11 protein-coding genes, 1 pseudogene and 1 riboswitch are annotated in these 12719 nt (G+C 70.2%); of the genes and pseudogenes, 1 reads left to right on the forward strand and 11 read right to left on the reverse strand.

From position 1 onward, the window contains the following. Positions 1–101: 101 nt before the first annotated feature. The 9 genes from ACFYY1_RS30655 to rpsB all read right to left on the reverse strand — a co-directional run bounded on the left by ACFYY1_RS30655 (position 102) and on the right by rpsB (position 9993). Positions 102–1127 (reverse strand): ABC transporter ATP-binding protein, encoded by a 1026-nt coding sequence (locus ACFYY1_RS30655; RefSeq protein WP_388591364.1) that lies wholly within the window; start codon positions 1125–1127, stop codon positions 102–104. 2 nt (positions 1128–1129) lie between these two features. Beyond that, on the reverse strand, positions 1130–2743 hold the full coding sequence (locus ACFYY1_RS30660; protein ID WP_388591365.1) for an ABC transporter permease: 1614 nt from the start codon (positions 2741–2743) through the stop codon (positions 1130–1132). 116 nt (positions 2744–2859) lie between these two features. Beyond that, complete coding sequence (locus ACFYY1_RS30665) at positions 2860–3972, reverse strand: thiamine ABC transporter substrate binding subunit (RefSeq protein ID WP_388591366.1); 1113 nt, start codon at positions 3970–3972, stop codon at positions 2860–2862. A gap of 75 nt (positions 3973–4047) precedes the next feature. Beyond that, positions 4048–4164: riboswitch (TPP riboswitch) on the reverse strand. Positions 4165–4205: 41 nt separating this feature from the next. Then, positions 4206–5312, reverse strand: a complete 1107-nt coding sequence (gene rlmN / locus ACFYY1_RS30670) for a 23S rRNA (adenine(2503)-C(2))-methyltransferase RlmN (protein WP_388591367.1) — start codon at positions 5310–5312, stop codon at positions 4206–4208. Between the two features lie 93 nt (positions 5313–5405). Next, a complete protein-coding gene (locus ACFYY1_RS30675; RefSeq protein WP_388591368.1) occupies positions 5406–6491 on the reverse strand; it encodes a phosphatidate cytidylyltransferase in 1086 nt (361 codons plus the stop codon). Beyond that, positions 6491–7048, reverse strand: coding sequence for a ribosome recycling factor (gene frr / locus ACFYY1_RS30680; RefSeq protein WP_072487217.1), 558 nt, complete (start codon positions 7046–7048; stop codon positions 6491–6493). Before frr ends, ACFYY1_RS30675 begins: the two co-directional genes overlap by 1 nt. A 179-nt stretch (positions 7049–7227) precedes the next feature. Then, positions 7228–8004 carry a UMP kinase gene (gene pyrH / locus ACFYY1_RS30685; RefSeq protein WP_266729420.1) on the reverse strand — a complete coding sequence of 259 codons (777 nt, stop codon included), beginning with the start codon at positions 8002–8004 and terminating at the stop codon, positions 7228–7230. Positions 8005–8163: 159 nt separating this feature from the next. Beyond that, positions 8164–9000: a translation elongation factor Ts gene (tsf, locus tag ACFYY1_RS30690; RefSeq protein ID WP_388591370.1), complete on the reverse strand. Its 837-nt coding sequence runs from the start codon at positions 8998–9000 to the stop codon at positions 8164–8166. Positions 9001–9099: 99 nt separating this feature from the next. Next, positions 9100–9993: a 30S ribosomal protein S2 gene (gene rpsB / locus ACFYY1_RS30695; RefSeq protein WP_388591371.1), complete on the reverse strand. Its 894-nt coding sequence runs from the start codon at positions 9991–9993 to the stop codon at positions 9100–9102. A 277-nt stretch (positions 9994–10270) separates the two neighbouring features. Here rpsB and ACFYY1_RS30700 point away from each other — a divergent pair. Then, positions 10271–10975 (forward strand): annotated as a pseudogene (locus ACFYY1_RS30700) (murein hydrolase activator EnvC family protein); the annotation flags it as partial. Between the two features lie 146 nt (positions 10976–11121). On the opposite strand, the gene ACFYY1_RS30705 reads toward ACFYY1_RS30700, so the two are convergent. Both ACFYY1_RS30705 and whiG read right to left on the reverse strand, forming a co-directional pair. Further along, positions 11122–11688 (reverse strand): TetR/AcrR family transcriptional regulator, encoded by a 567-nt coding sequence (locus ACFYY1_RS30705; RefSeq protein WP_388591507.1) that lies wholly within the window; start codon positions 11686–11688, stop codon positions 11122–11124. A gap of 118 nt (positions 11689–11806) precedes the next feature. Next, positions 11807–12643, reverse strand: a complete 837-nt coding sequence (whiG, locus tag ACFYY1_RS30710) for an RNA polymerase sigma factor WhiG (RefSeq protein WP_388591372.1) — start codon at positions 12641–12643, stop codon at positions 11807–11809. Between the last annotated feature and the right edge of the window lie 76 nt (positions 12644–12719).

The following is a 12719-nucleotide window of genomic DNA, read 5'->3' on the forward strand; positions in this document are numbered from 1 at the left end:
GACGGCCAGCGCCGCACTCCGGCGCATCCGGCCATCCTCCGGCCGATGGGCGGCTCCCGCGACCGGTGCGCGCCGTCCCCGGGCGGCCCTTGGGCGAACGGTCAGAGCCGGGCCGGCAGGACCACGGTCTCCGCCGCGTCGAAGGCCGCCCCGACCGTCGCGCCCTCCTCGGGGGCGTCCCGCAGCGCGCACTCCGCCTCCAGCTCCGGACCGCTCCCCGGCATCAGCCGCACCGCGACGTGATTGCCCCGGAACGTACGCGTCCCGACCACACAGCGCAGCCCCTCGTCCGGGGCGCCGATCCGGACCCCGGCCGGACGCACCAGCAGATCGCACGCCCCCTGCGGCGAGCCCTTCGGCACCGGCACCCTGCCCCACACCGTGTCGGCGACGGTACCGGTCACCGTCGCCCCGACCACGTTGTCGAAGCCGAGGAACCGGGCGACGAAGGCGGACGCCGGACGCTGCCAGACCTCCAGCGGGGTGCCCACCTGGGCGATCCGCCCGTCGCGCATCACCACCACCCGGTCGGCCAGGGCGAACGCCTCGCCCTGGTCGTGGGTGACGGCGAGCACCGTGGTGCCCAGGCGGCCGAAGAGCGTGCGCAGTTCGACGACGAGCCGTTCCCGCAGACCGCGGTCGAGCTGGCCCAGCGGCTCGTCCAGCATCAGCAGCTTGGGGCTCGGGGCGAGGGCCCGGGCCAGGGCCACGCGCTGCTGCTCACCACCGGACAGGGCGGCGACGGCACGCCGCTGGGCACCGGGCAGGCCCACCAGGTCGAGGAGTTCGCCGACCCTGCGCTCCTGGTCGCGGCGCGACACCCCGCGCATCCGCAGCCCGAACGCGACATTGGCGCCGACGTCCCGGTGCGGGAAGAGCTGGTGGTCCTGGAACATCAGGCCGAGCCCGCGCCGGTGCACCGGCACCCCGGCCTGGTCCGCGCCGTCCAGCAGCACCCGGCCGCCGTCCGGCGGGTGCAGTCCGGCGACCACCCTCAGCAGAGTGGACTTGCCGCTTCCGCTCGGCCCGAGCACACAGACGATCTCGTGCTCGGCGACCTCCAGGTCCACCGCGTCGAGCGCCGCCCGCTCGCCGAAGCGAACCGTGGCCGATTCCAGTGTCAGCATTTCTAGAACTCCCCGGACCGGTCCGTGCGGATACGTTCGAGCAGCAGCAGCGAGACGGCGCAGACCACCATCAGGATGGTGCTCAGCGCCATCGCCTGGCCGTAGTTGAGCTCTCCGGCCCGCCCCAGCAGCCGGGCCACGGCGACCGGCAGCGTCGGGCGGTCGGGCCGGGCGATGAACACCGTCGCGCCGAACTCACCGAGCGAGACGGCGAACGCGAAACCGGCCGCGACGAGCAACGCCCGCCGCACCAGCGGCAGATCGACCTCCCGCCAGGCCCGCAGCGGCGACGCCCCGAGCACCGCGGCCGCCTCCCTGAGCCTCCCGTCCACCGCGCGCAGCACGGGCAGCATGGTCCGTACGACGAAGGGCACACCGACCAGCGCCTGGGCGAGCGGCACCAGGATCCAGGAGGTCCGCAGATCCAGCGGCGGCTCGTCCAGGGTGATCAGGAAGCCGAAGCCGACGGTGACCGCGGACACCCCGAGCGGCAGCATCAGCAGCGCGTCGAAACCGCGCACCAGCCGGCCGGCCCGCCGGGTCAGCGCCGCGGCGGCCAGCCCGCCGATGACCAGCGCGATGACCGTCGCGACCAGCGCGTACTGCAAGGAGTTCCAGATCGCTTCGAGCGGCGCGACCAGGAACGTACCGCCGCCCGCGTCCACGGACGACAGGGCACGGTAGAAGTCGAAGCCATGCCCGTCGGCGGTGTCCACGGAGCGCTCGACCAGCACCCCGAGCGGCAGCAGGATCAACAGCAGCACGGTCAGCAGCACCCCGCCGAGCAGCGCCCACTGCCCGGCGCCGCGCGGCCGACGGGCGGTCCGCTCGGGGTCGACCAGCTTCAGCGCGGTCTCCCGGCGCCGTACGGTCCAGGCGTGCACGGCGAGGATCGCACCGACCGCGGCGAACTGCACCAGTGTCAGCACGGCGGCCGTCGGCAGGGCGAGCAGTTGCGCGGTCTGCCGGTAGATCTCCACTTCGAGGGTGGCGTAACCGGGGCCGCCGAGGATCTGCACGACCCCGAAGGAGGTGAAGGTGAAGAGGAAGACCATCAGCGCGGCGGCGGCCACGGCGGGTGCCAGGGCCGGCAGGGTGACCCGTCGCCAGGCGGCGAACCGTCCCGCGCCGAGCACCCTGGCTGCCTCCTCCTGCCGGGGGTCGAGCTGGGACCACAGCCCGCCCACCGTCCGCACGACCACCGCGTAGTTGAAGAAGACATGGGCGAGCAGAATCGCCCAGACGGTGGTGTCGAGCCGTACGCCCCAGAGTTCGTCGAGGAATCCGCCGCGTCCCAGCAGCGCCAGGAAGGCCGTCCCGACGACCACGGTCGGCAGGACGAACGGCACCGTGACGACCGCCCGCAGCAGTTGTTTGCCGGGGAAGTCGAAGCGGGCGAAGACATAGGCGCCGGGCAGCGCGATCAGCAGGGTCAGCGCCGTCGAAGCGAGCGCCTGCCAGGTGGTGAACCAGAGGACGTCGCGGATCTCCGGCCGGGTCAGCACCTCGCCGATCCGGCCGAACTGCCAGACGCCGTCCACCTTCAGGCCCCGGCCGACGATCGCCGCGACCGGGTAGGCGAAGAACAGCGCGAAGAACCCGACGGGCACGGCCATCAGGCCGAGCCGCACCGCGTTCTGGCGCCTGGCCTTCGCACGAGCGGCATCCGCGTGCGCGGACCGCGGGCGGGAAGTCCTCCCGCCCGCGTCCGTTCCGCGTACGGGACTCTTCGCTACTTCACTACGAGCGAGGACCACGACTGGACCCACTGCTCACGGTTCTTGGCGATCTGGTCCGGGGCCACGGTCGTCGGGCTGTCCACCGTCGCGCCGAACTTCGTGAAGAGCTCCGGCAGCGCCGCGTCCTTGACGACCGGGTTGACGAACATGTTGAGCGGCATGTCCTCCTGGAACGTCTTGCTGATCAGGAAGTCCAGCAGGGCCTTGCCACCCGCCTCGTTCTTCGCCCCCTTCAGCAGGCCGGCGAACTCGGTCTGGCGGAAGCAGGTCCCGGTGGCGACACCGGTCGGGGCCTCGGCCGGCTGCGGCTTCGCGTACAGCACCTCGACGGGCGGGCTGGAGGCGTACGAGACGACGAGCGGCCGGTCCGCCTTGGCCTTCTTTCCGCCCGCGGAGCCGGAGAACTCCTCGTTGTACGCCTGCTCCCAGCCGTCGACGACCTTGACGCCGTTGCGCTCCAGCTTCTTCCAGTAGTCCTGGTAGCCCTTCTCGCCGTAGGTGGCGACGGTGCCGAGGAGGAAGCCGAGGCCGGGCGAGGAGGTCCCGGCGTTCTCGGTGACGAGCAGGTCCTTGTACGCGGGCTTCGCCAGGTCGTCGAAGGACCGCGGCGGCGCGAGCTTCTTGTCGGCGAAGTACTTCTTGTCGTAGTTGACGCAGATGTCGCCGGTGTCGACCGGGGTGACCCGGTGCCGGTCGGCGTCGAGCCGGGTGTCCGCCGCGACCCGGTCGATGCCCTTCGCCTCGTACGGCGTGAAGAGCCCGCTGTCGAGGGCGCGGGAGAGCAGCGTGTTGTCGACGCCGAAGAACACGTCGCCGCGCGGGGAGCCCTTGGTCAGGATCTCCTGGTTGAGCGCGACACCCGCGTCGCCGCTCTTCAGCACCTTGACGGTGTATCCGGTCTCCTCGGTGAACTGCTTCAGCACTTCCTCGGAGGCGTTGAAGGAGTCGTGGCTGACGAGGGTCACGGTCTTGGAGCCCGAGCCCTTCGTGCCGCTGGAACCCGAGGACGCGTCGTCGGAACTCCCGCACCCGGCGAGTGCGGTGACGCCGAGCGCGGCGGCGACGGCCGAAGCCGCGAGCTGCCTGGTCCTGCGCGTGGTGGTCATTGGTGTATTCCTCCTGGGTTTTGGCCAGGAAGAGACGCGGCCCTGCCCGCGGGAAAGCGGGCAGGGCGCAACAGCATGAGTTGATGACCGAACTTCCTACCCGGAATGACCCGGGCGAGGTTCAGAGGGTCTGCGGCCGACCTGTCCTCGGTGCCGCACTCTCAGCGCTGTGGCGCTCCCCTGTCGGAATATGAAGTTGATTTCGGGCCCAGATTACACGGGCCTTATCGGCCTCAGCGCTCGGCCGCCGCCAGCTGACCGCAGGCCCCGTCGATCTCCTGGCCGCGGGTGTCCCGCACGGTGACCGGCACGCCATGGGCGGCGATCGCCTCGACGAACGCCTTCTCGTCCTCGGGCCGCGAGGCGGTCCACTTGGAACCGGGCGTGGGGTTCAGCGGGATCAGATTGACGTGGACCCGCTTGCCCTTGAGGAGCCGGCCGAGCCGGTCGCCGCGCCATGCCTGGTCGTTGATGTCACGGATCAGCGCGTACTCGATCGAGATGCGGCGGCCGGACTTCTCCGCGTACTCCCACGCGGCGTCCAGCACCTCGGCGACCTTCCAGCGCGTGTTCACGGGCACGAGGGTGTCGCGCAGCTCGTCGTCCGGCGCGTGCAGCGAGACGGCGAGACGGCACTTGAAGCCCTCGTCGGCGAAGCGGAGCATCGCGGGCACCAGGCCCACGGTGGAGACGGTGATCCCGCGCTGCGAGAGCCCCAGCCCGTCCGGCTCCGGGTCGGTGAGCCGACGGATCGCGCCGACCACCCGGTTGTAGTTGGCGAGCGGCTCGCCCATGCCCATGAAGACGATGTTGGAGAGCCGCGCCGGGCCGCCGGGGACCTCGCCGTCGCGCAGCGCCCGCATCCCGTCCACGATCTGGTGGACGATCTCGGCGGTCGACAGATTGCGGTCGAGGCCGGCCTGTCCGGTGGCGCAGAACGGACAGTTCATCCCGCATCCGGCCTGCGAGGAGATGCACATCGTGACGCGCTCCGGGTAGCGCATCAGGACGGACTCGACGAGCGTCCCGTCGTGCAGTTTCCACAGCGTCTTGCGGGTGGTGTCGTCGTCGCAGCTGATGTGGCGGACCACCGACATCAGGTCGGGGAACATCGCCTCGGCGAGCTTGTCCCGCGACGCGGCCGGGATGTTGGTCCACTCCGCCGGGTCGTGCGCGTACCGCGCGAAGTAGTGCTGCGAGAGCTGCTGGGCGCGGAACGGCTTCTCGCCGATCGCGGCGACCGCTTCCTTGCGCTCGGCGGGCGTGAGGTCGGCGAGATGCCGCGGCGGCTTCTTGGCTCCGCGGGGCGCGACGAAAGTGAGTTCTCCGGGCTTAGGCATGGTCCATCCAGTGTCGCAGACAGAACAGTGAGGGCCCGCCGTCCTGTGGACAACGGACCCTCACTCGTAAAATCGCAGGTCAGAAGCCTGCTCTCAGCTGGATCCGACGAACAGCACCAGCAGCAGCCAGACCACCGGGGCGGTCGGCAGCAGCGAGTCCAGCCGGTCCATGATGCCGCCGTGCCCCGGGAGCAGTGTGCCCATGTCCTTGATCCCGAGATCCCGCTTGATCATCGACTCGCCCAGGTCGCCGAGGGTGGCGCTGACCGCGACCGCGAGCCCGAGCAGCAGCCCCTGCCACCAGGAACCGCCGTCGATCAGGAACTGCATGCACAGCGCGCCGGCGACCATCGCGAAGGCGACGGCTCCGAACAGACCCTCCCGGGTCTTTCCGGGGCTGATGCGCGGCGCCAGCTTGTGCTTCCCGAAGCGCCAGCCGACGGCGTACGCACCCGTGTCGCTGACCACGGTCAGCAGCAGGAAGGTGAGCACCCGCTGCGCCCCGTCGTCGGCTGTCAGGAGCATGGCGACGAACGTGGCGAGGAACGGTACGTAGAACACCGCGAACACACCGGCCGTGACGTCCCTGAGGTAGCCCTCGGGCGGTGCGGTCATCCGCCAGACGAGCACCGCCAGCGCGGTCAGCGCCATCGCCACCCAGGCGCCTTCGGCGCCCAGCGCGTAACCGGCCACCACCATCGCCGCGCCGCCCACCGCGAGCGGGACGAGCGGCGCCTTGATGCCCTTGCGCTCCTGGAGCCGTGAGGTGAGCTCCCAGAGGCCCACGACGACGGCGACCACGATCACACCGACGAAGACGGCCTTGACGATGAACAGCGAGGCGACGATGACGGCGCCGAGCCCCACACCGACCCCTATGGCGGCTCGCAGATCACGGCCCGCACGTTTCTTCTGCGGGGGCGGCGGCGCGGTGGACATGGGCTCCTGCGGCTTCTCGTCACGGAACAGGGGGCCGCCGCTCAGGCGTCCGGCCCCCTGGTCCCGGTCATCACGGTCGTCAGCGTCTCTACCTGCGTCGGGAACGTCCGGCACGATGGGCATGGGCCGAGTCTGCTGGGCGCCATGCACATCGTATGCAGGACCCGCCGGAGCGGCCTGCATCTCGGGCGCACCCCAGTGGCCGGCTCCCTGCGGGGCGCCCCAGGAAGAGTCGTTCATCAGACTTCGAGCAGCTCGGCTTCCTTGTGCTTGAGCAGCTCGTCGACCTGCGCGACGTACTTCGCGGTGGTGTCGTCGAGCTCCTTCTCGGCGCGACGCACCTCGTCCTCGCCCGACTCCTTGTCCTTGACCAGCTTGTCCAGGGTCTCCTTGGCCTTGCGGCGCACCGCGCGGATGGAGATCTTGGAGTCCTCGGCCTTGCCCTTGGCGACCTTGATGTAGTCGCGGCGGCGCTCCTCGGTGAGCTCCGGGAAGGTCACCCGGATGATATTGCCGTCGTTGCTCGGGTTGACGCCGAGGTCCGAGTCGCGGATGGCCTGCTCGATGTTGCGCAGCGCGGTCTTGTCGAACGGCGTCACGACGGCCATGCGCGGCTCGGGCACCGAGAACGAGGCGAGCTGGTTGATCGGGGTCAGCGCGCCGTAGTAGTCGGCGACGATCTTGTTGAACATCGCCGGGTGCGCACGGCCGGTACGGATCGCGGCGAAGTCCTCTTTCGCGACGACGACGGCCTTCTCCATCTTCTCCTCGGCCTCGAGGAGGGTTTCTTCGATCACCACGTGCTCCTGCGTGTCTTGAGTGGGCCCGTCGTGCCCGGGCCCGGCGGGTCCTGCGTCGCGTCCTCACCTGCACGGTGTCCGACCGGCAGGCCGTTGTCCATCCTTCGGGGCCGGTCCCGGGGGGTGCCCCGGGGGCCCGGACCTCCCCGTCGTACTCCGGAGAGGTCCCCCGGTCCTCAGACCCGGGTGCTCCGGTCACTCACGAGCGTGCCGATCTTCTCACCCTTGACCGCGCGGGCGATATTGCCGGTGGCGGTCAGCTCGAAGACGAGGATCGGCAGGTCGTTGTCACGGCAGAGCGTGATGGCGGTGGCGTCGGCGACCTTGAGATCGCGGGCGAGAACCTCGCTGTACTCGAGCGCGTCGAACTTCACCGCGTCGGGGTTGCTCTTCGGGTCGGAGTCGTAGACCCCGTCCACCCCGTTCTTGCCCATCAGGAGACCCTCCGCGTCGATCTCCAGGGCGCGCTGGGCGGCAGTGGTGTCGGTGGAGAAGTACGGCATCCCCATGCCGGCGCCGAAGATGACGACGCGGCCCTTCTCCAGGTGGCGCACGGCGCGCAGCGGAATGTACGGCTCCGCGACCTGCCCCATGGTGATGGCGGTCTGGACGCGGGAGTCGATGCCTTCCTTCTCCAGGAAGTCCTGGAGTGCCAGGCAGTTCATGACCGTGCCGAGCATGCCCATGTAGTCGGACCGGGCCCGGTCCATGCCGCGCTGCTGGAGCTCGGCGCCACGGAAGAAGTTGCCGCCGCCGATGACGACGGCGATTTCCGCGCCGTCGCGGACGACCGCCGCGATTTCCCGGGCGATGGCGTGTACGACGTCGGGGTCGACACCGAGACCCCCGCCGCCGGCGAACGCCTCTCCGGACAGCTTCAGCATGAAGCGTCCGGCCACCTTGCCGTCGTCGCGCTTGTGGTCACCTTTTACGGCGTCCGCGCCCTTGTTCATGGAGATTCTCCTCGTGCACATACGAAGAAGGCCATTGCCGGTGGGTCTGGTGTCCCTCAGCGGCAATGGCCTCCTCGTCAGATCTGCGGTCGTACGGCGTGAGTGCGGCCGACGACTGCACTAGACCCTATCGGGGTCCACCGTGTTTCGCGGACGGACTCAGATGCCGACCTTGATGCGCGAGAAGCGCTTCAGGGTGACACCGGCCTCGTCCAGGACCTTCTGGACGGACTTCTTGTTGTCCAGCGCGTACGGCTGGCCGAGGAGGGTGGCCTCCTTGAAGAAGCCGTTGACGCGACCCTCGACGATCTTCGGGAGCGCGGCCTCGGGCTTGCCCTCGGCGCGCGTGGTCTCCTCGGCGACGCGGCGCTCGGCCTCGACGACCTCGGCCGGGACGTCCTCGCGGGACAGGTACTTCGGGGCGAACGCGGCGATGTGCTGCGCGATGCCCTTGGCCAGCTCGGCGTCGGCCTTGTCCAGCTCGACCAGAACACCGATCTGCGGCGGCAGGTCGGGCATGGTGCGGTGCATGTACGCGGAGACGAACGCGCCGGAGAACTGCGCGAAGCGGTCCAGGACGATCTTCTCGCCGAGGTTGGCGTTGGCCTCGTCGACGTACGCCTGGACGGTCTTGCCGGCCTCGATCTCGGAGGCGAGCAGCGCCTGGATGTCGGCCGGGGAGGTGGCGGCGACGTGCGCGGCGAGGGTGTTCGCGACGTTCTGGAACTTCTCGCCCTTGGCGACGAAGTCCGTCTCGCACTTCAGCTCCAGCAGAACACCGGTCGTCTGGTCATCGGAGATGACGGAGACGACGGCACCGTTCTCGGCAGAGCGGCCCTCGCGCTTGGCGACGCCCTTCTGGCCCTTGATACGGAGCGCCTCGACGGCCTTGTCGACGTTGCCGTCGGCCTCGTCGAGCGCCTTCTTGCAGTCCATCATGCCGGCGCCGGTGAGCTCGCGGAGCTTCTTGACGTCAGCGGCGGTGTAGTTCGCCATGAGTCTGGGTTTCTCTCTCGAAGTCTGAAAGATCTACGGGTGAACGGCGGGGGCGGTGCTTGTGGCACCCGCCCCCGCCGTCATCAGCCGTGACGGGTGTCAGGCCTGCTCGGCGTCCGCGGCCGGAGCCTCGGCAGCGGGGGCCTCGGCAGCGGCCTCGGCGTCCGCGACCTTCTCGGTCTCGGCGGAGGTCTGGACCTCGGCGTCGGCCTTCTTGTCGCCCTCGAGCAGGTCGCGCTCCCACTCGGCGAGCGGCTCGCCGGCGGCCTTCTCGCCCGGCTTCGAGTCACCGGTGGCGGCACCGGAACGGGCGATGAGGCCCTCGGCGACGGCGTCGGCGATCACGCGGGTGAGCAGGGTGACGGAGCGGATCGCGTCGTCGTTGCCCGGAATCTTGTAGTCGACCTCGTCGGGGTCGCAGTTGGTGTCGAGGATCGCGACGACCGGGATGTGGAGCTTGCGCGCCTCACCGACGGCGATGTGCTCCTTCTTGGTGTCGACGATCCAGACGGCGCTCGGCACCTTCTGCATCTCGCGGATACCACCGAGGGTCTTCTCCAGCTTGGCCTTCTCGCGGGAGAGAACCAGGAGCTCCTTCTTGGTGAGGCCGGAGGCGGCCACGTCCTCGAAGTCGATGAGCTCAAGCTCCTTCAGACGCTGGAGGCGCTTGTAGACGGTGGAGAAGTTGGTGAGCATGCCACCGAGCCAACGCTGGTTGACGTACGGCATGCCGACGCGCGTCGCCTGCTCGGCGATGGCCTCCTGGGCCTGCTTCTTCGTACCCACGAACATGATGGAACCGCCGTGGGCGACGGTCTCCTTGACGAACTCGTAGGCGCGGTCGATGTACGACAGCGACTGGAGCAGGTCGATGATGTAGATGCCGTTGCGCTCGGTGAAGATGAAGCGCTTCATCTTCGGGTTCCAGCGACGGGTCTGGTGACCGAAGTGGACGCCGCTTTCCAGCAGCTCCCGCATCGTGACGACGGCCATGGCCGTACTCCTTGAGGTGCTCGGTTGTCGCGACCGCAGGATTGCTGTCGCGCCTGACGCCCCGACGCGCCGTGCCACAAGGGACCGAGGAGCGCGGCCACCGTCCGCAGAGAGGGAGGTGGCGGGGCGTGCGAAGTCGACCCGGTGACCCGGATCGCCATAGGAAGTGTACGGGACGGCCCGAGTGCCGGGTGACGGCGCTGTCCACAACCGGCAGGTTGTCCACAGATCCGGTTCATGATCCCCGCGGATCGCGGGGCCGCGGGACGGTTCTGCCATGCGATCCCCAACTGATCCGACCGGTCCGGCCGCTCCTGCGAAGCCCGCTCCCGCGCGCCTGCGGGAGGCGCTCGTGGCGGTGGTGGCGGTCCTGCTGGCGGTGGTGTGCGGCCCACCGGTCGCCGCGGCCGGCGGGCCGGGGCCCACGCCCGTTCCCGCAGCCGGCAGACCGACGTCCACGCCCGCGACCGCGACCGCGCCCACAGCCGACGGGCCGCCGTCCACATCCACGCCCGAATCCGAATCCGGGCCGGTGCCGGACGGCGGCCGGAGTTGGCCGATGGCCGGGCGGCCCGCGGTCGTACGGGGCTGGGAGCCCCCGGCCGACGCCTACGGGCGGGGCCACCGGGGCGTCGACCTCGCCGCGGAGCCGGGTGCGGCGGTGCTCGCCGCGGCCTCGGGACAGGTCTCGTTCGCGGGGCGGGTGGCGGGGCGCGGGGTGCTGGCGATCGAGGTGGCCGGCAGTGGTGATCCGCCACTGCGGACCACGTACGAACCGGTGCGGGCGCTCGTCGCGAAGGGCGAGAAGGTGGTGGCGGGGCAGATGGTGGCGATCGTGGAGGCGGGGCCCTTCCACTGCGCGGCGGGCTGTCTGCACTGGGGCCTGCGGCGCGGTGACACGTACCTGGACCCGCTGTCGCTGCTGCCGCCGTCGCTGCTGCGGCGGGGCCCGTCCCGGCTGCTTCCGGTGTTCGGCGTACCCGGGACCGCGCGCGCCGACGGGGGACCGGCTGGTTGGAAGTATTCGCGCCTGAAGCGGTTGAGGACCGCGCGCGCCGTCGGGGGGACCGGGGACGGGCTCGCCGCCCCCGGCGTTCTGCTCGCGGCCGCCGTGACGCGGCGGCCGCGTCAGCTCCGTGCGCCCTGCACGCCTCGGAGGATCATGGCGACGGCGGTGTCCGCGATCACGGCCGGCTCCTCGGCGACAGCCAGTTCGATACGCCGCACGGCGGCGTCCACCGAGCCTTGGAGCAGCATCGCCGCCAGCCTCGGCTGCGCGTGGCCGAGGTCGCCGAGCGCCTCGACGATCATGGCGATCAGCCCGCCGTGCGCTGCCCTGATCTTCTCGCGCGCCCCGGCGTCCAGCTCGCTGGCCGAGATGGCGACGACCGCCCGGTGGCGGCGGTCCCCGACGAGGTCGAGCTGTCGGCGCACATAGGCCTCGATCTTGCCCTCGGGCGTCGTGGCCTGCTCCATCGCGTTCTCGACCTCGGCCGCCCAGACGGGGAAGTCGACGGCACAGAGCTCCTCCACGACGGCGGCGCGGGAACGGAAGTACTCGTACACGGAGGACCGGGCGAGGCCCGTCCGTTCGGCGAGGGCGGGGAAGGTCAGCGCTTCCGTGCCGCCCTCGGACAGCAGGGAGCGTGCGGCGTCCAGGAGGGCGCCGCGCTGCATGGTCCGGTGCTCGGCCACCGAGGCCGCTCGAATCCTGGGCACGTGTCCACTCTACGGCGACCGGTGCCCGGGAGGGCGAGTGCGGCCCTGCTCGATGGCCGAAGCAAACATGGCCGACACCGGTCGCGAGCAGGGCTCAGCGTCCGGCGTCGGCCAGCTTCGCGCGCAGTTGCAGCACCGATTTGGTGTGGATCTGGCTGACCCGGCTCTCGGTGACCCCGAGGACATTGCCGATCTCGGCGAGGGTGAGGCCCTCGTAGTAGTAGAGCGTGACGACCGTCTTCTCGCGCTCCGGAAGCGTGTTGATCGCCCGGGCGAGCAACCGTCTGAGCTCGCGGTCCTCGGCGACTTCCACCGGATCGTCGGCGGCGGTGTCCTCAAGCGTGTCCATCAGGCTGAGCCGGTCGCCGCCCTCACCGCCGACGTGCAGCAGTTCCTCCAGCGCGACCACGTTCGCCAGTGACAACTGGCTGAAAACCGCGTGGAGTTCCTCCAGTGCGATGCCCATCTCCGCGGCGACCTCCGCCTCGGACGGGGTGCGCCGCAGCTGCGCCTCCAGCGTGGCGTAGGCGCGTTCGACCGCCCGCGCCTTCTGGCGCACCGAGCGCGGGATCCAGTCCAGCGCCCGGAGTTCGTCGATCATCGCGCCCCGGATCCGGGTGATCGCGTAGGTCTCGAACTTGATCGCGCGCTCGATGTCGAACTTCTCGATCGCGTCGATCAGTCCGAAGACCCCCGAGGAGACGAAGTCCGCCTGCTCGACGTTGGAAGGCAGGCCCACGCTCACTCGGCCCGCGACGTACTTCACCAGCGGCGAGTAGTGGAGGATCAGCTGCTCCCGCAGCCGCTCGTCGCCGGTGGACTTGTACGAACGCCACAACTCGTCGAGCGAGGAGGGAGCGGGGGGACGCACAGTGCCACGCGCAGCCGGTGGCGCTGCCGCGCGGTCAGACCCGGAGGTGTGCTGGGGCATGTGGTGCCTTGAGCCGTTCTGCTGTGAAGTGCTTGGACGTATGTCTGAGCCGGAACCCTTGTGAGCGTAGCGTGAC

The sequence above is a fragment of the Streptomyces sp. NPDC001890 genome (assembly GCF_042891445.1).
In the GTDB taxonomy this organism is placed as follows: Bacteria; Actinomycetota; Actinomycetes; order Streptomycetales; family Streptomycetaceae; genus Streptomyces.

Coding starts and splice junctions, on each gene's coding strand:
- ACFYY1_RS30655 (WP_388591364.1), bottom strand. CDS start 1,127: ATGCTGACACTGGAATCGGCCACGGTTCGCTTCGGCGAGCGGGCGGCG.
- ACFYY1_RS30660 (WP_388591365.1), bottom strand. CDS start 2,743: ATGGCCGTGCCCGTCGGGTTCTTCGCGCTGTTCTTCGCCTACCCGGTC.
- ACFYY1_RS30665 (WP_388591366.1), bottom strand. CDS start 3,972: ATGACCACCACGCGCAGGACCAGGCAGCTCGCGGCTTCGGCCGTCGCC.
- rlmN (WP_388591367.1), bottom strand. CDS start 5,312: ATGCCTAAGCCCGGAGAACTCACTTTCGTCGCGCCCCGCGGAGCCAAG.
- ACFYY1_RS30675 (WP_388591368.1), bottom strand. CDS start 6,491: ATGAACGACTCTTCCTGGGGCGCCCCGCAGGGAGCCGGCCACTGGGGT.
- pyrH (WP_266729420.1), bottom strand. CDS start 8,004: ATGAACAAGGGCGCGGACGCCGTAAAAGGTGACCACAAGCGCGACGAC.
- tsf (WP_388591370.1), bottom strand. CDS start 9,000: ATGGCGAACTACACCGCCGCTGACGTCAAGAAGCTCCGCGAGCTCACC.
- rpsB (WP_388591371.1), bottom strand. CDS start 9,993: ATGGCCGTCGTCACGATGCGGGAGCTGCTGGAAAGCGGCGTCCACTTC.
- whiG (WP_388591372.1), bottom strand. CDS start 12,643: ATGCCCCAGCACACCTCCGGGTCTGACCGCGCGGCAGCGCCACCGGCT.